At 58.0% G+C, this 20327-nt stretch carries 20 protein-coding genes and 1 pseudogene; 15 read left to right on the forward strand and 6 right to left on the reverse strand.

The window, feature by feature from the left end; translation table 11 throughout:
* Positions 1 to 19: 19 nt before the first annotated feature.
* On the reverse strand, positions 20 to 982 hold the full coding sequence (gene ubiA, locus AC2FLA_RS19450; RefSeq protein ID WP_496724483.1) for a 4-hydroxybenzoate octaprenyltransferase: 963 nt from the start codon (positions 980 to 982) through the stop codon (positions 20 to 22).
* A gap of 12 nt (positions 983 to 994) precedes the next feature.
* Between ubiA and AC2FLA_RS19455 the strand changes: the two genes are divergently transcribed.
* The 10 genes from AC2FLA_RS19455 (at position 995) to pheT (ending at position 11292) form a co-directional block, all read left to right on the forward strand.
* Entirely contained in the window at positions 995 to 1720 is a 726-nt protein-coding gene (locus tag AC2FLA_RS19455) for a 16S rRNA (uracil(1498)-N(3))-methyltransferase (protein ID WP_496724485.1), read from the forward strand.
* The gene (locus AC2FLA_RS19460) at positions 1717 to 2565 is read left to right on the forward strand and encodes a GNAT family N-acetyltransferase (RefSeq protein WP_496724487.1); all 849 of its coding nucleotides are present in this window, start codon (positions 1717 to 1719) and stop codon (positions 2563 to 2565) included. The genes AC2FLA_RS19455 and AC2FLA_RS19460 overlap by 4 nt, the downstream gene beginning before the upstream one ends.
* Complete coding sequence (locus AC2FLA_RS19465; protein WP_058273616.1) at positions 2562 to 3089, forward strand: hypothetical protein; 528 nt, start codon at positions 2562 to 2564, stop codon at positions 3087 to 3089. Before AC2FLA_RS19460 ends, AC2FLA_RS19465 begins: the two co-directional genes overlap by 4 nt.
* Before the next feature lie 64 nt (positions 3090 to 3153).
* A complete protein-coding gene (locus AC2FLA_RS19470; protein ID WP_058273615.1) occupies positions 3154 to 4524 on the forward strand; it encodes a glutamate--cysteine ligase in 1371 nt (456 codons plus the stop codon).
* 64 nt (positions 4525 to 4588) lie between these two features.
* Positions 4589 to 5710 (forward strand): Hint domain-containing protein, encoded by a 1122-nt coding sequence (locus AC2FLA_RS19475; RefSeq protein WP_496724488.1) that lies wholly within the window; start codon positions 4589 to 4591, stop codon positions 5708 to 5710.
* A gap of 65 nt (positions 5711 to 5775) precedes the next feature.
* Positions 5776 to 6849 carry a phenylalanine--tRNA ligase subunit alpha gene (pheS, locus tag AC2FLA_RS19480; RefSeq protein ID WP_058273613.1) on the forward strand — a complete coding sequence of 358 codons (1074 nt, stop codon included), beginning with the start codon at positions 5776 to 5778 and terminating at the stop codon, positions 6847 to 6849.
* Positions 6850 to 6857: 8 nt separating this feature from the next.
* Positions 6858 to 7169: a hypothetical protein gene (locus AC2FLA_RS19485; RefSeq protein WP_496698659.1), complete on the forward strand. Its 312-nt coding sequence runs from the start codon at positions 6858 to 6860 to the stop codon at positions 7167 to 7169.
* A gap of 370 nt (positions 7170 to 7539) precedes the next feature.
* The gene (locus AC2FLA_RS19490) at positions 7540 to 8334 is read left to right on the forward strand and encodes a CE1 family esterase (RefSeq protein ID WP_496724490.1); all 795 of its coding nucleotides are present in this window, start codon (positions 7540 to 7542) and stop codon (positions 8332 to 8334) included.
* Between the two features lie 65 nt (positions 8335 to 8399).
* Positions 8400 to 8807: a cupin domain-containing protein gene (locus AC2FLA_RS19495; RefSeq protein WP_496724492.1), complete on the forward strand. Its 408-nt coding sequence runs from the start codon at positions 8400 to 8402 to the stop codon at positions 8805 to 8807.
* 88 nt (positions 8808 to 8895) lie between these two features.
* Entirely contained in the window at positions 8896 to 11292 is a 2397-nt protein-coding gene (pheT, locus tag AC2FLA_RS19500) for a phenylalanine--tRNA ligase subunit beta (protein ID WP_496724494.1), read from the forward strand.
* A gap of 77 nt (positions 11293 to 11369) precedes the next feature.
* On the opposite strand, the gene AC2FLA_RS19505 is transcribed toward pheT, so the two are convergent.
* Entirely contained in the window at positions 11370 to 11879 is a 510-nt protein-coding gene (locus tag AC2FLA_RS19505; RefSeq protein WP_496724496.1) for a hypothetical protein, read from the reverse strand.
* 226 nt (positions 11880 to 12105) lie between these two features.
* Here AC2FLA_RS19505 and AC2FLA_RS19510 point away from each other — a divergent pair, with 226 nt between their 5' ends.
* Complete coding sequence (locus AC2FLA_RS19510; protein WP_496724498.1) at positions 12106 to 12555, forward strand: YtoQ family protein; 450 nt, start codon at positions 12106 to 12108, stop codon at positions 12553 to 12555.
* 73 nt (positions 12556 to 12628) lie between these two features.
* A complete protein-coding gene (locus tag AC2FLA_RS19515; protein ID WP_496724500.1) occupies positions 12629 to 14236 on the forward strand; it encodes a GMC family oxidoreductase in 1608 nt (535 codons plus the stop codon).
* On the opposite strand, the gene AC2FLA_RS19520 is transcribed toward AC2FLA_RS19515, so the two are convergent.
* Positions 14217 to 14915: a glutathione S-transferase family protein gene (locus tag AC2FLA_RS19520; RefSeq protein WP_496724502.1), complete on the reverse strand. Its 699-nt coding sequence runs from the start codon at positions 14913 to 14915 to the stop codon at positions 14217 to 14219. The two genes, AC2FLA_RS19515 and AC2FLA_RS19520, sit on opposite strands and share 20 nt — an antisense overlap.
* Positions 14916 to 15126: 211 nt before the next feature.
* Here AC2FLA_RS19520 and AC2FLA_RS19525 point away from each other — a divergent pair, with 211 nt between their 5' ends.
* Positions 15127 to 15939 (forward strand): mechanosensitive ion channel family protein, encoded by an 813-nt coding sequence (locus tag AC2FLA_RS19525; protein WP_496724512.1) that lies wholly within the window; start codon positions 15127 to 15129, stop codon positions 15937 to 15939.
* 194 nt (positions 15940 to 16133) lie between these two features.
* On the opposite strand, the gene ald is transcribed toward AC2FLA_RS19525, so the two are convergent.
* On the reverse strand, positions 16134 to 17252 hold the full coding sequence (gene ald / locus AC2FLA_RS19530; RefSeq protein WP_496724504.1) for an alanine dehydrogenase: 1119 nt from the start codon (positions 17250 to 17252) through the stop codon (positions 16134 to 16136).
* A gap of 138 nt (positions 17253 to 17390) precedes the next feature.
* On the opposite strand from ald, the gene AC2FLA_RS19535 reads away from it, so the two are divergent.
* Positions 17391 to 17849, forward strand: coding sequence for an Lrp/AsnC family transcriptional regulator (locus AC2FLA_RS19535; protein WP_058278916.1), 459 nt, complete (start codon positions 17391 to 17393; stop codon positions 17847 to 17849).
* Positions 17850 to 17852: 3 nt separating this feature from the next.
* Here AC2FLA_RS19535 and AC2FLA_RS19540 read toward each other — a convergent pair whose 3' ends face one another.
* Positions 17853 to 18692, reverse strand: coding sequence for a CPBP family intramembrane glutamic endopeptidase (locus AC2FLA_RS19540; protein ID WP_496724506.1), 840 nt, complete (start codon positions 18690 to 18692; stop codon positions 17853 to 17855).
* A gap of 289 nt (positions 18693 to 18981) precedes the next feature.
* Here AC2FLA_RS19540 and ppk2 point away from each other — a divergent pair, with 289 nt between their 5' ends.
* A complete protein-coding gene (gene ppk2, locus AC2FLA_RS19545; RefSeq protein ID WP_496724508.1) occupies positions 18982 to 19899 on the forward strand; it encodes a polyphosphate kinase 2 in 918 nt (305 codons plus the stop codon).
* 60 nt (positions 19900 to 19959) lie between these two features.
* Here ppk2 and AC2FLA_RS19550 read toward each other — a convergent pair.
* A pseudogene (locus tag AC2FLA_RS19550) lies at positions 19960 to 20327 on the reverse strand (CAP domain-containing protein); the annotation flags it as partial.

Raw genomic sequence — 20327 nt, forward strand, 5'->3', positions numbered from 1 at the left:
GGCCTAGGCCTGGGTGCAATCAGAGCAACAAGGCGACGCAAAGGAAGATCAGCGGAATAAGGCCGGTGTCACGGTTGGCACGGAACAATTGCAGCAGTTTAGCGTTGTCCTCGATATCAAGTCCCCGCAATTGCCATGCCATGTGCCACCCCATCGCCCAAGGCCCGCCAAGGGCCACCACCAGGGCCATGATTGACGTCTGGGTCGTCGCGGCGTCGATGATTGCCAGTCCCATAAGCGCCACAGTAGCCATCAGGAAATACTTCAACCATCGCGCAGTGTCGGTGCCAAACAGGCGGGCGGTGGACTTGATCCCGATCAGTTCGTCATCTTCGGCGTCCTGATGGGCATAGATCGTATCGTAGAACAGCGTCCATGCGATCCCGGCTATGTACAGCGTGATTGCGGGTATACCCACGGTTCCCGTGTGGGCAGCCCAGGCCAGCAGGATGCCCCAGTTGAAGGCCAGCCCCAGAAACACCTGCGGCCACCACGTGAAGCGCTTGGCAAATGGGTAGATCGTTACAGGCAACAGCGATAGCACACCCATCGCAATCGCAGCTTGGTTGAATGTCAGCAGAATCATCAGCGCCAGCAGGCATTGCAGCCCCATCCAGATCACGGCCTGGCGCACGCTGACCTGACCGGACGGGATTGGGCGGGATCGTGTGCGTTCGACCTGACCATCGAATTCGCGGTCGGTGATGTCGTTCCATGTGCAGCCCGCGCCGCGCATCAGAAATGCGCCGAAGGCGCAGCCGATGGCGATCCACAGATCCTCCCACCGCGGGGTGCCGTCGCTGAGGATGGCCAGTGCCAATCCCCACCAGCAGGGAATCAACAGCAACCACGTGCCGATGGGCCGGTCAGCACGGCTGAGGCGCAGGTAGGGGCGGGTGAAAGCGGGCGCATATTTATCGACCCAGTTGCCGCTGACAGCGTCGGCAACCTGACCGTCTGGTGTTGGGGCATTGCCTTGCATATGTAAGGTCTCATGAGTGCAAAGATCAGACTGTATGTAGAGCACCCTCTGGGTCAGGGGCAATCGGTTCCTTTGACGCGCGAGCAGGCCCATTACCTGTTTGGCGTCATGCGCCTGTCCGTTGGCGGACAGGTCGCGCTGTTCAATGGGCAGGACGGAGAGTGGCTGGCCGAGGTAATAGAGGCAGGCAAGCGGGGCGGCGTCTTGTCCTGCGTTGAGCAATCCAAACCGCTGCAACTGCCCCCAGATCTGTGGTTCCTGTTCGCGCCGATTAAAAAAGCGCGCACTGACTTTATCGTTGAAAAGGCAGCGGAAATGGGCGCAGCGCGGATCATGCCGGTGCAGACGGAATTTACCAATTCGGAACGCATTCGTCAGGACCGATTGCAGGCGCACGCCGTTGAGGCGACCGAGCAATGCGGTGGAACATTTGTGCCCAAGGTGGCTGATCTGCAGCGATTGGATCGCGTATTGGAAAGCTGGCCCGAGGGGCGGCAACTGATGTTCTGCGATGAGGCCGAGGTAGGCTCGGCCCTGCGGTTGGCTGGCAATGAAACGGACCAACCCTGGGCTATTCTCATCGGCCCCGAAGGTGGCTTTTCCGAGCGTGAACGCGCGAGGTTGGCCGCGTTGCCTTATTCACATGTGGTCAGCCTTGGTCCGCGCATCCTGCGCGCCGATACGGCTGCCGTAGCGGCGCTGACCATGTGGCAGCAGGCGCTGGGAGACTGGGTGTGAACTGGCAAGAAGCGAAAGGCGCAGACGTTCCAAAGATCGACAGGTTCCTGTTCGAACACATCCAGACGTCCATGTTCCCTCTGGCGAACCTGCGGGACTTCGGCTTGCGCGGCTCAGACCCGCGCGCCGTGAACTTGTGGACATTGGGTGAAGGTCCGCGGGCGGTTTTTGGAATCACAAATGAAGGTATGGTTCTGCCGCAATGCCCAGAATGCTCGGACGAAGACCTGAGCCATGCGATTCGCCTGATCCGAGGGCGCAAGTTGTTTGGTCTGGCGGCTGAGGCAACTCAAGCCGGTCGGATCATGCAGCTTGCGGGATGGGAAGACCGGCCTGCAACCCTAAACAGTGACGAGCCGGGATTCTCGCTGGATCTGAGTCGACTTGTCATGCCGGACGCCGCAGGCGCGAAACTGGTGCCGCTGGATGAACTGGACCGATCCATAACAGTGGGATGGCGGCAAGACTATCTGATCGAAGCAATGGGCTTTGACCCCGAACGTGCGCAACCTCAGGCACAAAAAGATATCGCTGCCTATATCGAACGCGATTCTCATCGGGCCTTGTTGATGGATAACCAGCCGGTAGGAATGACCGGGTTCAACTCGCGTTTGCCAGAGGTTGTCCAGATTGGGGGCGTGTACACGCCGCCCGATCTTCGGGGGCTTGGATACGCGCGACTGGCAGTGGCGCTGCATCTACGCGAGGCGCACAGCAACGGTGCAACCCGCGCTGTTCTGTTTGCCGCTAGCGATGCCGCCGCGCGTGCCTATATAGCAATTGGGTTCCGGCCAGCAGGCCACTATTCCCTGATTCTGTTCAAAAACCCCGAGGATACGGCATGAGTTTCATCCGACCCGAAGCCAAACTGGCCCTGTGGCGCTGGCGCGAAGTGCTGGTGGCAGGGGTCGTCTTGTTGGTCGGCCTCAGCTGGATCGGCGGACCCGGTGGATTGCTGGGTTGGTTGGGCTGGGTTCTGATCGCAGTCTCGGTGGCGCTGGCCGTTATTGGCATTCAACGTGCCCGGTTCCGAACCGGTGCAGGTGGCCCTGGTCTGGTGACCATCGATGAAGGTCAGATCACTTATCTAGGACCGCTGACAGGCGGCATCGTTGCGACACGTGAAATCGAGCGCCTTGCGCTGGACCCGACATCGTCGCCGGCGCATTGGATTTTGGATCAACAGGGGCAGCCGACGCTTCACATTCCTGTGAATGCGGAAGGTGCCGAAGCGCTGTTCGATGTGTTCTCGGCCCTTCCGGGTTTGAAAACTGAACAAATGCTGTCGGAACTGAACGGTGGCGCGACGCATCCTGTGGTTATTTGGGAACGTACGCCTCTGCGTCCGGCCCATTTGAGGCTGCATTGACACTGGCGCGGTTTAAGACCACGACTGACCAAACGACAGACACATCAGGATCGGAGCACGGTTCATGTCCATTCCCCAGTCCGGCGGCGGACCGATCGAACGCCATGAGCAACTGGCCGAATATCTGGAATCGGGCTGCAAGCCCAAACAGGATTGGCGCATCGGAACCGAACATGAGAAGTTCGGTTATTGCAAGGACACGCTGAAACCGCTGCCCTTTGAGGGTGAGCGTTCCATTCTTGCGGTGCTGCAGGGGCTGCGCGATCTGCACGGCTGGGCCCCGGTGGAAGAGGCTGGCAAGCTGATCGGGTTGGAAAAGGACGGCGCCAATGTCTCGCTGGAACCCGGTGGGCAGTTGGAATTGTCAGGCGCGCCGCTTGAGACCATTCATGAAACCTGTGACGAGGTGAACGCGCATCTGCGCGATGTGAAGGATATCGCGGACAAGATCGGTGTCGGCTTCATCGGCCTTGGGGCCGCCCCGATCTGGACCCACGAGGAAATGCCGCTGATGCCCAAGGGGCGTTACCGGCTGATGAATGACTACATGGAAAAGGTCGGCACCATGGGCCGGTCGATGATGCGCCGGACGTGTACGGTTCAGGTCAATATCGACTTTGGATCCGAGGCTGACATGGTGCAGAAACTGCGCGTCGCGCTGGCGTTGCAGCCGGTGGCAACCGCACTGTTTGCCAATTCGCCGTTCTTTGAGGGGAAACCCAACGGTCAGAAAAGCTGGCGCAGCTATATCTGGCGTCATCTGGATGATGCGCGCACCGGTATGCTGCCCTTTGTGTTCGAAGACGGGTTCGGGTTCGAGGCTTGGGTCGAGTACGCCTTGGATGTGCCGATGTATTTCGTCTATCGCGACGGCAAGTATATCGACGCGCTGGGCCAGTCCTTCCGTGACTTTCTGCAAGGCAAACTGCCTGCATTGCCGGGCGAAACGCCGACTTTGTCAGACTGGGCGGATCACCTGACCACAGCCTTCCCCGAGGCGCGGATCAAGAAGTTCATGGAGATGCGCGGGGCCGATGGTGGCCCATGGCGCCGCCTGTGTGCCTTGCCCGCATTCTGGGTGGGTCTGACCTATGATCAGGGTGCGTTGGATGCGGCCTGGGATCTGGTTAAAGGCTGGGACGCCGAAACGCGCGAAGAGCTGCGGGTTGCCGCGGCCCGGGACGGTTTGCAGGCGCAGGTCGGCGATATCAACATGCACGATCTGGCTGGTGAGGTGGTTTCGATCGCCCAAGCCGGCCTGAAATCCCGCGCCTTTCCCGGTGCAGGTGGGTTGGTACCGGATGAGACGCATTTCCTGAATGCGCTCAAGGACAGTATCGAAACCGGCAAGGTTCCGGCGGATGAATTGTTGGATCACTATAACGGCGACTGGAACGGCGATCTGACCCGGATTTATCCCGATTTCAGTTACTGACCGTCTTTTAGGTCTGTTGCCTTTAGGAGAGTATTTGCCAATTAACGCGATGTGACCTTGCCATGTGGCGGGGTCCTTCGAGTATGATTGGCGGGATATTCCCGAGCGTGATGGCGTCATGGCCCGTATCAGCGAACTGCATTATTCCAATGCCTACGCCGCCCAAAGCGGTGTGTCCGAGTTCCTAGAGGTTGCGCTGAGATCCGATGAGGATCCGGCCAATTTCACTGTGTCCTTCTATCAGGCGAATGGTCAGGTCGGGATCGAAATTCCGCTGGATCACCCGTCGGTTCAGGTCTCGACAGACCCTGACAATAACGAACAGGTCTTTGTGATTTCAGCGGATTTCTTTCCGATCCTGCTGACCGATCCCAATGGCGGCGGCGCTACCAACTATGAAGCCTATGCGCTGACCAATACGTCGACGAATGAGGTCATCGATTTCTACGATATCGGTGGCGGCACCACTGATATCGTCGCTCAAAATGGGTTAGCCGCCGGGGAAACTTCGGAAAATCTGCCGGTTCTTGTCGGGCCGAACCAAACCACAACGACCCTGCAATTCAATCAGCCCAACCCGGACACACTTGTGCATGCGCCGCTCTCACCCGGCGATTCAGGCGCGCCGTGTTTCGCGGCTGGCACGTTGGTCGACACGCCAGACGGCCCGCGCAGGGTTGAAACTCTGGGGCCGGGTGACCTGGTGCTAACGCAGGACGATGGTGCTTGCATCATTCGCTGGGCCGGTGGCTGCACTGTTTCAGGACGGGGTCGTTTTGCACCCGTTCGCATCCGTTCCGGCGCGTTGGGGGCGGAAAGGGACATTTACGTCTCGCCGCAACACCGCCTGCTGGTCTCAGGTTGGCAGGCGCAGCTGCTGTTCGGAGAAGATGAGGTCCTTGTCGCGGCCAAATCAATGGTCAATGACACGACCATCACATCCGCGCCTTGCGACCATGTTCACTATGTTCATCTGTTCTTTGACCGGCATCAACTGGTGTCGACCTCTGGCCTGATCTCGGAAAGCTTCTTTCCCGGGGCTCAGGGCCTGTCGAGTCTTGACCGCGAAGCCGCAGACGAGCTGTTCGCCCTGTTCCCCGAACTTTTGGATCAGCCGCAAACCTATGGCCCGACCGTTCGCCCGGTCCGGTGCGGCCCACAAGTGGCAATGCTGCGGGCGATCTGAACCGCCCCTCTTGCTTTCACAGACTGCTGTGATAGCAGAGCTTCAACAGCATTCAGGGAACCGTCATGGACGATCTTAAGGCAAAATATCTGGGTCAGATCGCCGATGCAGGCGACGAAAACGCGCTCGAAGCGATCCGTGTCGCGGCTGTCGGCAAAAAAGGCGAAGTCGCGCTGAAGATGCGCGAGTTGGGCAAGATGACGCCCGAGGAACGACAGGTCGCTGGCCCCGCGCTGAATGCCCTGAAGGATGAGATCAACTCGGCCCTGTCCGCCAAGAAAGCCGCTTTGGCCGATGCCGCGCTGGACGAACGCCTGCGCACAGAATGGCTGGATGTGACTCTGCCGACCCGCGCGCGCCGTCAGGGCTCGATCCACCCAGTTAGCCAAGCGACTGAGGAGCTGACCGCGATCTTTGCCGAACTGGGTTTCTCGGTGGCCGAAGGGCCGCGGATTGAGACCGACTGGCATAATTTCGACGCTCTGAACATCCCCGGCCACCACCCCGCGCGGGCCGAGATGGATACGTTTTATATGCACCGTGCCGAGGGCGACAATCGCCCGCCGCACGTGTTGCGCACCCATACGTCGCCGGTCCAGATCCGCTCGATGGAGAAACAGGGCGCGCCGATCCGCATCATTTGTCCGGGCGGCGTATACCGCGCCGACTATGACCAGACCCACACCCCGATGTTCCATCAGGTCGAAGGTCTGGCCATCGACAAGGACATCTCGATGGCGAACCTGAAATGGGTTCTGGAAGAGTTCGTGAAGGCGTTCTTCGAGGTCGACGATGTCGAACTGCGCTTCCGCGCTTCGCACTTCCCCTTCACCGAGCCGTCGGCTGAGGTCGATATCCGCTGTTCCTGGGATAACGGTCAGCTGAAGATCGGCGAGGGCGACGACTGGATGGAGATTCTGGGTTCCGGCATGGTCCACCCCAAGGTGATCGCCGCCGGTGGTATAGACCCGGACGTCTATCAGGGCTTTGCCTTTGGCATCGGCATCGACCGTCTGGCGATGCTGAAATACGGCATTCCTGACCTGCGCGCGTTCTTTGATTCCGACCTGCGCTGGCTGCGCCATTATGGGTTTGCGGCGCTGGATATGCCGAACCTGCATGGTGGTTTGAGCCGTTAGGGGGATCATTGGACGACTGGCTAACAGCGTATCGCGATTGGTGGAAACGTAGGGTTTCCAACTACCCGTTGCTTTGGCTGTTATGCTTGATTCTTGCGCTGTTTGTGTTGCCAACGCTCGCATCGTGGGTTTGGGAAAGCAACTCTGCCGCCGTTCTGATCGCATTTTTTGCGTCCGCGTTTCTGTTTCTGCCAGGCATTCTTATTGCTGGGCTTGAATTCGTGCGGATAGGAAGTTTCCTCCTGCGCGACAGATTCCAAAGAGAGAAAACCCACGACCTGATCAATAGACGGAACAGCGGTTTTTGGAAGTGGTGGTAGATAGTGTATCTACTAGGGCTTTATTTTTCGAAATTCTATGATTGGAGTTTCGCGCTCTCTTCCCGAAATAGTCGCTGGGTGGGAAATGTGATTCTCTTTGGATGGTTCGTTCTCTTTTGTGTGCTTGCGAGTTTTCTGCCAGGATGGTTGAGCGCTCTAATTTTATTTGCGTCTTCGCCATTTTCACTCCTTTTCATGATGGCAAATCAGAAGGTTTGGGAAAAACGAGATCAAGCGGCGCGAGACAGAGATGCACAGTTGTGGAAAACTAAGAAGCTAATTGATCGTTCAAAAAAATAGGCGCGGCTTGTCACAATCTCCCACGGGGTTGTGACGTGACAGCGGGCGCAGGCTCGCTAGGGTTCGGCAGATGATTTACCGACTGCTCTTCCTCTTTCTGCTGATCGCCACCCACGCCGCTGCCGTGGATACCTGCCACGGTGATACCGCCTGTCAGGTCGGCGACCGTTCCTATCATGTGCTGGAGCCCGACGGCTGGGATGGCGAAACGCCTTTGCCGGTGTTGCTGCATTTTCACGGCTGGGCGCGGCAGGGAACGGTGGTGGTGAACCACGAACGCATCGCCGGGGCCACGAAACTGCGCGGCGTGTTGTTGGTGGCCCCGAACGGGTTGGGCAAAAGCTGGGATTTCTGGACCTCGGACACGCGCGATGTCCCCTTTGCCGACCGGGTGCTTGAGGATGTGGCCAAACGCTATCCAATTGACCCGGACCGCATCTATGTATCGGGCTATTCCTTTGGTGGTGCGATGGCGTGGCGCTATGTGTGCCAGTCAGGCAATGACACGGCTGCCTTGCTGGCGGTCGCGGGGTCGATCCGTCAGACCGAGCACTGCCCGCAAGCCCCGGCCGAGGTGCGCCATGTGCACGGGACCAGCGACACCGTAATGGATTTCCCCTTTGGGCCGGGCGGGGACACGACTTATCCAGTGGCGCTGTGGCGGCAGAAATTCGGGTGTGAAACAGCGACGCCGCGCGGGGATTGGAGCGTTGTGCCGATCCTGACGCTCAGCCGGGTGGAATGGACGGATTGCGCACGGGGACAGGTTTCGCTGGATACGCATCCCGGCGGGCACTTCATCCCGCATGGCTGGATCGGGCGACAACTGGATGAGCTTTTGGGGCGGGAACCGACCTACCCCTGAACATTTGACTTGGACAGGTATTTCCAGCTTGGTTGCCCGGAATGATCCGAGAATGGAACTGCCCGATGCGAACCTTGCTGCTAAGCGCCCTAATCCTTGCAACCACACCTGTTCTGGCGCGCGATACGTATCCGCCGGTTGAGGTTCTGTTGCAGACCGATAAGTCCGTGATTGGCGAGGCACTGGAATACCCCGAAGGCAAGGCGCAGATAACCATGGCCATCGTGACCATGCAGCCTGGTCAAAAAACCGGCTGGCACAGGCACGAGGTCCCGCTGGCGGCTTACATGCTGGAGGGTGAAATCACGGTGGATTACGGGGATGCCGGGACCAAAACCTACAAAACCGGCGATGCGCTGGTTGAGGCGTTTCGCACACCTCATGCAGGAGTGAATTCCGGGGACGGTATTGCTCGGATTCTGGCGGTGTTTGCTGGTGCGGATGGTGTTTCCAACACGGTCGCGGAAGAGTAGGCGCCCAAGCCCCCCGCACCCTCTTTCCCCTGTCCGCAATATCCGTTACACGCGGTCTGACCCTAGATTTACTGGCGGAAACCGACCGATGAAATTCACTCTTTCCTGGCTGAAAGACCACCTCGACACCGATGCGTCGGTGGATGAGATTGCAGAGACGCTGACCGATCTTGGACTGGAAGTCGAAGAGATCGTGAACCCGGCGGACCGTCTGGCGGGCTTTACGCTGGGCTATGTGAAACACGCGGAAAAGCACCCGGATGCGGATAAGCTGCGCGTGTGCACGGTCGCGACTGACGAGGGCGATCTGCAGATCATCTGCGGCGCGCCCAACGCACGCGAAGGTATCACGGTCGTGGTCTGTAAGCCGGGCATGTATATCCCCGGTCTGGATCTTACGATCAGCGTGGGCAAGATCCGCGGCGTCGAAAGCTTTGGCATGATGGCCTCGGAGCGGGAGTTGGAGCTGTCAGAAGAACATGACGGCATCATCGAGCTGCCCTCGGGCGAAGTCGGCGACAAATTCGTTGACTGGTTGGCCGAGAACGAGCCGGCGAAAGTCGATACGATGATCGAAATCGCCATCACGCCGAACCGCCCCGATGCGCTGGGCGTGGCCGGGATCGCTCGCGATTTGGCTGCACGTGGCGTCGGTACGCTGAAGGAACGCGGCTATACACCGGTGCCGGGTGAGTTCGAAAGCCCGATCAAGGTGACGATCGATGAGGATACGCTGGACGGTGCGCCGCATTTCACTGGCCGCCTGATCAAAGGGGTCAAGAACGGCCCCAGCCCGCAATGGCTGCAGGATCAGTTGAAGGCAATCGGCCTGCGTCCGATCTCGGCTTTGGTGGATATCACCAACTATATGACGTTCGACCAGAACCGCCCGCTGCACGTTTTCGATGCGGACAAGGTGCAGGGTAACCTGCGCGTTCACCGTGCCAAAGGCGGTGAAAAGCTGGTTGCGCTGGACGAGAAAGAATACACCCTGCAGCCCGGTATGATGGTGATTTCGGACGATAAGGGCCCGGAGTCGATTGCCGGCATCATGGGCGGTGAGGAAACCGGCTGTACCGAGGACACCGTGAATGTGTTCCTTGAAAGCGCGTTTTGGGATCATGTGCAGATCGCGTTGACCGGTCGTGCGCTTAAGATCAACTCGGACGCGCGTTATCGGTTCGAACGTGGCGTGGACCCTGAATACACGCTGGAAGGGTTAGAACATGCAACGCAGATGATCCTGGATATCTGCGGTGGCGAAGCTTCGAAAGTGGTCGAAGCTGGCAAGGCACCGGATCACTCGCGTGCTTACAAGCTGGACGCTGAACGCGTGCAGTCGCTGGTGGGCATGGACATTCCGGAAAGCGAGCAACGCCAGACTCTGACCCGCCTAGGTTTCCGTCTGGAAGGCGAGATGGCGCATGTCCCAAGCTGGCGCCCCGATATTATGGGCGAAGCTGATCTGGTGGAAGAGGTCGCGCGGATTGCATCCCTGACTAAATTGCAGGGCAAGCCGCTGCCGCGTGTGACGGATGGTATTCCCAAGGCGGTGATGACCCCGACGCAGCGACGTCAGTCGATGGCGCGTCGCACTTGTGCGGCGCTGGGTTACAACGAATGTGTCAGCTACACCTTCATTGATCAGGCTTCGGCCGCGCTGTTTGGTGGCGGGGATGAGGCGACGCAGCTGGAAAACCCAATCTCGTCCGAGATGAGCCATATGCGCCCGGATCTGCTGCCCGGTCTGTTGCAGGCCGTTGCCCGCAATCAGGCGCGTGGCTATGCCGATGTTGCTTTGTTCGAGGTTGGCCCCGTCTTCCATGATGGCGAGCCCGGCGATCAGAAAACCCAGATCACCGGTCTGCTGGTTGGCCGCAATGGTCCGAAGGATGTGCACGGTGCCTCGCGCCCTGTAGACGTGTTCGATGCCAAGGCGGATGCCGAGGCCGTGCTGACGGCCATTGGTGCACCTGCCAAGGTGCAGGTCCTGCGCGACGGTGACGCCTGGTGGCATCCGGGTCGTCACGGTAAAATTTGCCTGGGTCCCAAAAAGGTTTTGGGTGTCTTTGGCGAACTGCATCCACGGGTGTTGCAGACGATGGACATCAAAGGCCCGGCGATGGCCTTCACCATCTGGCCAGAAGAGGTGCCTTTGCCGCGTAAATCCGGCGCTACCCGCGCCGCGCTTGAACTGCGTGATTTGCAGGCGGTCGAGCGTGACTTTGCATTCGTCGTCGACGAGAGCGTCGAGGCGCTGACGCTGGTCAATGCCGCGGCCGGTGCCGACAAGGCGCTGATCGAAGATGTCCGCGTCTTTGACGAGTTCATCGGTGGCAGTCTCGGTGAGGGCAAGAAATCACTTGCCATCACCGTGCGCCTGCAGCCGACGGACACGACGCTTAAGGAAAAAGACATCGAAGCGGTGGCCGAGAAGATCATCGCAAAGGTCACAAAGGCAACCGGCGGTGTCCTTCGCGGCTAAGCCGACTGGTATTATGACCATTCAAAAAAAAAGAGGTTCCGAATGCGGAGCCCCTTTTTCTTTTTGTAGACGCCTGATCAATACGAGATTTTTCCGTGTAGAAAGTCTTTCCAGTCGTCGATGTGGGTCCATTTTTCGGCAAAACAATCAACAAACTTGCTTGCGAAAGCTTCAAGGTAAGCATGATCCGCTGACGTCATCGCCACTCCCTTGCGATTACCGGAAGGGATGCGCAATTTATCCGGGTCTTTGTAAGCGGGTGTACGCGCCGGGTTAAGGCTCCCGTTATCCAGGCAGATTTGGTCCAGCAACGACATTAAATACTTAGTACGCGCTTCATCTGCCAATCGATGGCATTCTCTTTTGTCGATGCTGTATCTCAAGTCCAAAACTTCCTGCTGAAGCCGTTGTATCTCTTCCCGAAGCTCCTCATTCGTCGCGGTTTCAGCGTTGATGCGCTCTTGTTGCGCAACCGCATGGGCAACGACCTGACCAATCCCCTTGGCCATGTCTTTCATATCCCGGTTGTTCTGATTCAGTTTGGTAATCGATGCCTGCCGAACAAACCCGTCCAAAAAACCGCCCATGATACCTTCCTTGTCTCGCATTCCGTTGGGGCCACCTGCAGGTGACGTCGGAAACTGTTTCAATTCAACGCCTTATCCGAACTCTGTCGAATGTTGCGAGAGCGATCAATGTCCGTTTCAACTCTTGCGTTTATGGCGGGTGAATCCAATCTATTTGTCTGATCCCTCTCTTGGGTTGCTGCGCTATTCCCACTAGGGTCGCTGCAAAAGATTAAAGGAGACACCCATGGGCCTGAACGTTTACCTCTCTGGCGAAATCCACACCGACTGGCGTGAGCAGATCATCGACGGCGCGCAGGGGTTGGACATCACGTTCAACAGTCCGGTCACCGATCACGCAGCCAGCGACGATTGCGGTGTTGCCATTCTGGGGGCCGAGCCAAACAAGTATTGGCACGACCACAAAGGCGCGATGGTCAACGCGATCCGCACCCGCAAGGGTATTGCGGATGCCGATGTGGTCGTGGTCCGGTTCGGCGAGAAGTACAAACAGTGGAATGCAGCCTTCGATGCGGGTTATGCTGCGGCTTTGGGAAAGTCCTTGATCGTACTGCACGGTCCTGATCACCAGCACGCGCTGAAAGAAGTGGATGCTGCGGCGCTGGCTGTGGCCGAGCACCCGGGCCAAGTGGTTGATGTGCTGCGCTATGTTCTGACGGGCGCCCTGCCAAAATAACTCACGCTACGTTCCGCTTGCCTGATTTCAGGGCGCTTTCTACCGTCTGATAGGGCAGTGGGGGAGAGCAGCCATGGAATTCGATTACGTCATCGTGGGCGGCGGGTCCGCTGGTTGTGTGATGGCCGCGCGGCTGAGCGAACAACCAGACACAAGCGTTTGCCTGATCGAAGCGGGCGGGGCGGGTGAGGATCTGGTGATCCGGGCTCCGGCCCTGGTGGCAGCCATGGTGTCGGGGCGACCCAAGCTGAATAATTGGGCCTTTCAAACGGTGCGCCAGCCCGGGTTGAATGGTCGGAAAGGGTTTCAGCCACGCGGCAAAGCGCTGGGGGGCTCATCGGCGATCAATGCCATGCTTTACGTGCGTGGTCATCCCAGCGACTATGATGAATGGGCGGATTTGGGGTGTGAAGGTTGGAATTGGAAGAATGTCCTGCCTTACTTCCGCAAGACCGAGGGCAATGCGCGCGGTGCGGATGATCTCCACGGCGGTGATGGTCCCTTGCAGGTGTCGGACCAGTCTGAGCCGCGTGCCATCTCTCATGCGTTTGTCGAAGCCTGTGGCCAGCAACAAATTCGCAAGACAAAGGATTTCAACGGGCCGGAGCAGGAAGGCGCAGGCCTGTATCAGGTCACGCAGTTCCAGGACGGGGCGCATAAGGGTGAACGTTGCTCGGCAGCTGCGGCCTATTTGCGGGGCGTCAAATCGCGGCCGAACCTGACAATCATGACAAGGGCAGAAGCCCAGAAGATCCTTTTTGACAAAAAGCGCGCAACCGGGGTTTTGCTGCGTCAGAAAGGCAAAGAAGTCGAAGTTCGCGCCCGTCGGGAAGTCATCCTTTCGGGGGGTGCATTTGGTTCGCCACAATTGCTGATGTTGTCCGGTATTGGGCCCGAAGACGAGTTGAAACAGCACGGTATTCCTGTTCTGCACGACTTGCCCGGCGTTGGTCAGAATCTGCAGGACCACCTGGACTATGTCCTCAGCTATCATTCGAAACGTAAGGATGTCATCGGGCTGACCCCGGGCGGGCTATGGAACCTGGCCAAGGCAGGGTTGGACTGGCGCCGCACTGGAGAGGGGCTGTTTGCGACTCCCTTTGCCGAAGGCGGCGCGTTCTTCAAATCTGATCCATCCGTTTCCAAACCGGATCTTCAGCTGCACTTTGTTGTCGGAATCGTTGACGACCACATGCGCAAGATTCACTTGTCGCACGGGTTTTCGTGCCATGTCTGTGTGTTGCGCCCGTTCAGCAGGGGCAGCGTTGGGCTAACCTCGGACCGGGCAGGAGAACCGCCGCGTATTGATCCGGCTTATCTCAGCGATGACCGCGATCTGGATCTGTTGAAGCGCGGGGCTCGTATCATGGAATCAATTCTCGAATCCGAGCCGCTGGAACCTTGGCGCAAAAAGCGGCTCTATGCCCATGACGGCAGTGATCAGGCCTTGGAGGCTGATATCCGCAGCCGTGCCGACACGATCTATCACCCGGTGGGCACCTGCAAGATGGGGATCGACGATATGGCCGTTGTCGATACCGAAGGTCGGGTTCATGGGGTCGATGGGCTGCGGGTGGTGGACGCTTCAGTCATGCCGACTTTGGTCGGTGGCAATACCAATGCGCCCACTATCATGATTGCCGAAAAGATCGCCGAAGCAATCAGTCCCGGGGCGGCGTAACCAGGCCTTTTTGCACCGCGGGTCGTTCCAGGAACCGGTTGAGATAGGCCACCAGATTGGCGTGGTCTTCCCAACCAACAAGGTCGTGCGCATTGTAGAATTCGAGCCCGCGCAGCCACGGCGCGATTGCGATATCGGCAATCGAATAGTCTCCGGCAATCCAATCCTGGCCTTCAAGCTGTTGGTTCAGGACATTCAGCAATCGCTTGGCTTCGTTCACGTAGCGTTCGCGGGGGCGGGGGTCTTCGATCTCGCTGCCTGCGAATTTGTGAAAATAGCCCAGTTGCCCGAACATCGGACCGATGCCGCCCATCTGGAACATCACCCATTGGATCACGCGATATTTGTCGGCTTTGGTCTGACCCAGAAACTTGCCGCTTTTCTCGGCGAGATATATCAGGATCGCTCCGCTTTCGAACAGACCAATGGATTCTCCGTCCGGACCATTCGGGTCGATGATCGCCGGGATTTTGTTGTTGGGGTTCAATGACAGGAATTCGGGGCTTTTGACATCCGAGTCTGACAGGGTAACCCGATGGGCTTCATAGGGCAGGCCGGTTTCCTCCAGCATGATTGACGCTTTGACGCCGTTCGGCGTGGGGAAAGAATAGAGCTGAATCCTGTCGGGAAACTGCGCAGGCCAGCGTGCCGTTATTGGGTGAGAGGCGGTATCCAGCATGGGGGGCTCCTGTCATGGGTTGCGTGCAATAGGTAGGTTCAATTGTCCAGTCTTGCCAGCATCTGGGCTGTGCATACAAGGTCAGGGGCTGTGTACGTGAGAACAACGGGGAAAACCTGCGTATCTCACACCTAGACCGAAGCGCGCTTATGGATCACTATTCCGCCAATCCCGCGCTGAGAGACGCGGGTTTGCCGTGAATCGAAAGGAGATGCGCGTGGATGAGGTCGTAACACAGGTGGGAGCCTATGCCCCGCTGATCATAAGCGCGGTCAAAGCGCTGGTCGTACTGATCCTTGGATGGATCATTGCTGGCGCCATTGCCGGTGTCGTCCGGCGCCGGATCAATGCGACACCGCATATTGATCAGACGCTTGGGAATTTCGTCGCCAGTCTGGTGAAATGGGTCATACTGGCCATGGTACTGGTTGCAGTGCTGGGCATCTTTGGCATTCAGGCGACAAGCATCGTCGCCATTTTGGGTGCTGCTTCTCTGGCCATCGGTTTGGCCCTACAGGGAACGCTGAGCGATCTTGCTGCGGGCGTTATGCTGGTTGTCTTCCGCCCTTACAAGCTGGGTCAGTATGTCGATATCGGCGGCACCGCAGGCACTGTTAAGGATCTGAACCTGTTCACGACCGAGCTGGTGACGCCGGATAACGTGCAGATCATCGTTCCCAACGGACAATCCTGGGGATCGATCATCACAAACTACTCGGCGCATGACACGCGGCGTGTCGATCTGGTGTTCGGCATTGATTACGGTGACAGCGCTGATGAGGCGATGAAGATCATTCTGGATGTCGCGAAGGCCGATGACCGTATCCACAGTGATCCGGAACCTTGGGTGCGTGTGACAAACTTGGGTGACAGCTCGGTCGATCTGACGGCGCGCCTCTGGTGCGCGGCCGCGGACTATTGGGATGTGAAGTTCGACCTGACCAAAGCCGTGAAGGAAGCGTTTGACGCCAAAGGCGTTTCGATTCCCTACCCGCATTCTGTGGAAATTCACAAAGAAGGGTAAATTCTCCCGCCCGTCGCGCGGGCATTGGAAATGCCCTCCTCCGTTTGGGCCCGGCGCCGCGCTTTTAGCGCGGCGTTTTTTTGTCGGTGCAAAAGTCGTTCGATCAAAAGAAAAGCGGCGCGCCAAAGGCGCGCCGCCATGCCCAACGCTGTAAAGCAGCCGCTTTAGCGGCTCCTTACAGGGGCGGGAGTGCTTCAGGCGTTGACGATTGCCTCGGGCGAGACAACATCCAGACCCAGCGCCGTACCAACAGCTTCGTAAGTCAGCTGACCGGCATGGACGTTCAGACCTGCCAGCAAATGCGAGTCGTCCTGACATGCTTTCTTCCAGCCTTTACCCGCCAGTGCCAGCAGGAACGGCATAGTCGCGTTGCCCAATGCGATGGTTGAGGTTCGCGCAACTGCGCCCGGCATGTTGGCCACGCAATAGTGCATGACGCCGTCCACTTCATAGATCGGATCGGCATGGGTGGTCGCTTTGGAGGTTTCAAAGCAGCCGCCCTGGTCGATGGCAACGTCAACCAGAACCGCGCCGGGTTTCATGGTGGACAACTGCGCGCGCGAGATCAGCTTGGGTGCCGCAGCGCCAGGAATCAGAACCGCACCGATGACCATGTCGGCATCCTGGATCAGCTCGGCCGTTGCGCCGGCTGTGGAGTACTGGCTCTTGAAGGTGCCGCCGAAAACGTCGTCGAGGTAACGCAGGCGTGGCAGAGACCGGTCCAGAACGGTGACGTCAGCGCCCATGCCTGCCGCGATCTTGGCTGCGTGCGTGCCAACAACGCCGCCGCCGATCACGATGACTTTGGCCGGGCCAACGCCGGGAACGCCACCCATCAGAACGCCGCGACCGCCATTGGCCTTTTGCAGGGTCCACGAACCGACCTGAGGTGCCAGACGACCGGCAACTTCGGACATCGGTGCCAGCAACGGCAGGCCGCCTTTGGAATCGGTTACGGTCTCATAGGCAATCGCGGTGCAGCCCGACGCCAGCAGGTCGTGGGTCTGGTCTGGATCAGGTGCCAGATGCAGGTAGGTGAACAGCAGCTGGCCTTCACGCAGCATCTTGCGCTCGACCGCCTGAGGTTCTTTGACCTTTACGATCATGTCTGCGGTCGCAAAAACTTCTTCTGCGGTGTCGACGATACGCGCACCTGCGGCGACATACGAGTCGTTGTCAAAGCCGGAACCCATGCCGGCATTGGTTTCAATGATGACCTCGTGGCCGCGCGCAACAGCTTCTTGCGCAGCGTTGGGGGTCATGCCAACACGGAATTCCTGGGGTTTGATTTCCTTGGGGCAACCGATTTTCATTTCTCGCTCCTCCATTCATAAACTGCCCAAATTATGTGCAATTCGGGATGCAATTTCTGTGAAACTCTGCCCGTCATTTGGGTTTTCTTTGCGAGAATCTTCGGTATTATTGGAATTTCTTGCAAAGGACTTGCGCCAATGAGCCTCGATACGACCGATAGAAAGATTCTGGCCGCCCTGCAGAGAAACGGCAGGATGTCGAATGCCGAGCTGTCAGACCAGGTGAATCTGTCGCCATCGGCATGTCACCGGCGGGTCCAACGGCTTGAGGCCGAAGGGTACATTCGAAACTACGTTGCGTTGCTGGATGCACGCAAGATGAACGTCCCGACCACCGTGTTTGTCGAGATCACGTTGCAGGGCCAGGCCGAAGAGCTTTTGGATGCGTTCGAAAAAGCGGTGGCGCGTATTCCCGACGTTCTGGAGTGTCATCTTATGGCGGGGACGGCGGACTATATTTTGAAAGTTGTCGCCGAGAACACAGAGGATTTCGCCCGAATTCACCGTCAGTACCTGTCGCGCTTGCCCGGCGTGGCGCAAATGCAAAGCTCATTTGCCTTGCGCACTGTGTTCAAGACGACGGCCTTGCCGGTGTGACCGTCAGGCTGGGGCCGGGTAGGTGAACAGGATCAAATGCACGGCATTGAAGCCGAAATGCATCAGAACGGGCACCCACAACCGACCGGTCGCATAAAATCCCAAACCACAGGCCGCACCAAGAATCGCGGCATAAGCGACCAGGGCCGTACCCCCTGCAAAATGCGCCAGACCAAACAGAAAGCTGGCCAGAGTCACACCAAGTGCTGCACCAAGTTTGGAAGCAATAAGCGACTGCAGGTACCCGCGGAAAAAAGCCTCTTCCGTCAGGCAGGTCAGAAACAGGTTCGACAATGCAAAAATCAGCCACCAAGGTGGTGGGCTGAGTTCTGGCCGGATGGCCTGCGCGGCCAGCCCAAAGGCGAAGAGGGCGGGCAAGGTCGCGAGGCCAACTAGCAAGGGTGTTCTCCGGACAGGTCTCGCTGAATCAGTCATTCCCGGCCAGGCCAGCAGGACCGCGAACAGCACCATTGGCTTGTCCAGATTCAAGTACATTGAAAACGCCGAACTGTCCGGCCCGGCGTAGACCCGGTCCAGTACCAGCAGGTTTTGAAAACCGGGCACCTGATGCGCGCCCAATGCAAGACACCAGCCGATCAACATGACGTGGCCAACCGCCGCGCCGGTGCCTGTAAGATGGTTCAGGGCCGCAGCCCCCAACAATCCGGCAGCAACAACTCCAACAGCCAAAGGCGTGACCAGCCCCATGGCGAGGGCGGCAAGACCAAACACCAACAGCAGCGTCAGGCCAAGTTGCCGCCTGCCCGAGGCCGCACTGACCATGCCGGCGACCAGTATGGACCAGGGCCATATCAATGGCAGAAGGAATACAAAATGCGCCACGGCTCTCTCATGTATTCAGGTGCGTATTGATGCCGTCGGACAACCCCAAATGGCAAGGCCGTGCAAGGATCAGCCTTTGCATAACTGCCGGCGTTGCGTCAAATCAGACGCTTGTATCTAGGCGCAGGTCGGTTCAATTATAGGAATGACCGAACGTCTGCCTGTTTTACGGCCCCGCACCAACTTGAAATTGAACCGGCGCGGAGCGTTCATCAATTGTATCTGATGACATCAGGCGGTCACACTCTCTGGGTATGGTCGGAACCCGTTGACTGATAAGGAGCAGATCTTGGCTTACCAAAACAATGATGCCCCAAAAGACTGGCTGGAAGCCGAGCTCGAAGACACGCTGGATGAAGATCTCGAAATCGAATTCAGCGAGCCGATGCTGTCGATGGAAGTTCGCAAGATCTATAAGGAACAGCATCCTGACATGCTGGACCGCAAGGTCTATTTCCAGAACCTGCTGCGATTGCAGGCCGAACTGATCAGGGTTCAGGATTGGGTTCAACACACGGGCGCCAAAGTGTGCATCCTGTTCGAAGGTCGCGACAGTGCCGGTAAAGGGGGGGTAATCAAGCGGATTACCCAGCGCCTGAACCCGCGTGTTGCGCGTGTGGTTGCGTTGCCCGCACCCAGTCGCAGGGAACAAAGCCAGTGGTATTTCCAACGCTACGTGCCGCATTTGCCCGCAGCTGGCGAAATCGTTCTGTTCGACCGGTCCTGGTACAACCGTGCGGGCGTCGAACGGGTCATGGGTTTTGCCAGTGAAGATCAGGTCGAACAGTTCTTTCAGGACGTTCCCGAATTCGAACGGATGCTGGTGCGGTCGGGGATCATCCTGCTGAAATATTGGTTCTCGATCACCGATGAAGAACAGCAGTTGCGATTCCTGATGCGCATTCACGATCCGATGAAGCAGTGGAAGCTGTCGCCGATGGATCTGGAATCGCGCATTCGGTGGGAATCCTACACCAAGGCCAAGGAGGACATGTTGTTTCGCACGAACATACCCGAAGCGCCCTGGTACATCGTCGAAGGCAATGACAAAAAGCGCGAGCGCCTGAACTGCATTGAACACCTGCTGACCAAGATCCCGTATTCGGATGTGCCGCAGGAAAAGGTCGATCTGCCGGATCGAAAGTATAACCCGGAATATGAACGCCGGATTTTGCCGGACGATCTGTATGTTCCCAAGGTCTATTGAACTATTGAAGTAGAAATTGGTGCGAGGCAGGATCGCCCCCGCCTCGCACCGTGGTATCCGTTAAGCGGCGTCCATCATGCAGTCGAAATCATAATAGTTGAACACAAAGACATCACCCGAATTGTCGCCGGCCATGTCAGAACATGTCTCAACATCGTCCACAGGATTGTCACCGCCGGTCATCACCATATCGAAATCGTCGGTTTCGGGTTCCGCATCGGCATAGTCCGTGTCGTTCCAATCAAACTGGTCAAACTGCGCCTGAATCGATTGGACGAATGCCCGGATCTCGGCAAGAAACTCCTGAACGTCAAAACAGGCAAACTCTTCGGGTTCTTCCGTTCCGGGCGTTTCGGCCACCGGTTCCTCGGGCTCGGTAACTTCGGGGTCAGGTACTTCGGCCACCGGTTCCTCGGGCTCGGTAACTT

The organism is Ruegeria sp. CDSA033, assembly GCF_059612305.1.

Coding starts and splice junctions, on each gene's coding strand:
- ubiA (WP_496724483.1), bottom strand. CDS start 982: ATGCAAGGCAATGCCCCAACACCAGACGGTCAGGTTGCCGACGCTGTC.
- AC2FLA_RS19455 (WP_496724485.1), top strand. CDS start 995: ATGAGTGCAAAGATCAGACTGTATGTAGAGCACCCTCTGGGTCAGGGG.
- AC2FLA_RS19465 (WP_058273616.1), top strand. CDS start 2,562: ATGAGTTTCATCCGACCCGAAGCCAAACTGGCCCTGTGGCGCTGGCGC.
- AC2FLA_RS19470 (WP_058273615.1), top strand. CDS start 3,154: ATGTCCATTCCCCAGTCCGGCGGCGGACCGATCGAACGCCATGAGCAA.
- pheS (WP_058273613.1), top strand. CDS start 5,776: ATGGACGATCTTAAGGCAAAATATCTGGGTCAGATCGCCGATGCAGGC.
- AC2FLA_RS19490 (WP_496724490.1), top strand. CDS start 7,540: ATGATTTACCGACTGCTCTTCCTCTTTCTGCTGATCGCCACCCACGCC.
- AC2FLA_RS19495 (WP_496724492.1), top strand. CDS start 8,400: ATGCGAACCTTGCTGCTAAGCGCCCTAATCCTTGCAACCACACCTGTT.
- pheT (WP_496724494.1), top strand. CDS start 8,896: ATGAAATTCACTCTTTCCTGGCTGAAAGACCACCTCGACACCGATGCG.
- AC2FLA_RS19505 (WP_496724496.1), bottom strand. CDS start 11,879: ATGGGCGGTTTTTTGGACGGGTTTGTTCGGCAGGCATCGATTACCAAA.
- AC2FLA_RS19510 (WP_496724498.1), top strand. CDS start 12,106: ATGGGCCTGAACGTTTACCTCTCTGGCGAAATCCACACCGACTGGCGT.
- AC2FLA_RS19515 (WP_496724500.1), top strand. CDS start 12,629: ATGGAATTCGATTACGTCATCGTGGGCGGCGGGTCCGCTGGTTGTGTG.
- AC2FLA_RS19520 (WP_496724502.1), bottom strand. CDS start 14,915: ATGCTGGATACCGCCTCTCACCCAATAACGGCACGCTGGCCTGCGCAG.
- AC2FLA_RS19525 (WP_496724512.1), top strand. CDS start 15,127: ATGCGCGTGGATGAGGTCGTAACACAGGTGGGAGCCTATGCCCCGCTG.
- ald (WP_496724504.1), bottom strand. CDS start 17,252: ATGAAAATCGGTTGCCCCAAGGAAATCAAACCCCAGGAATTCCGTGTT.
- AC2FLA_RS19535 (WP_058278916.1), top strand. CDS start 17,391: ATGAGCCTCGATACGACCGATAGAAAGATTCTGGCCGCCCTGCAGAGA.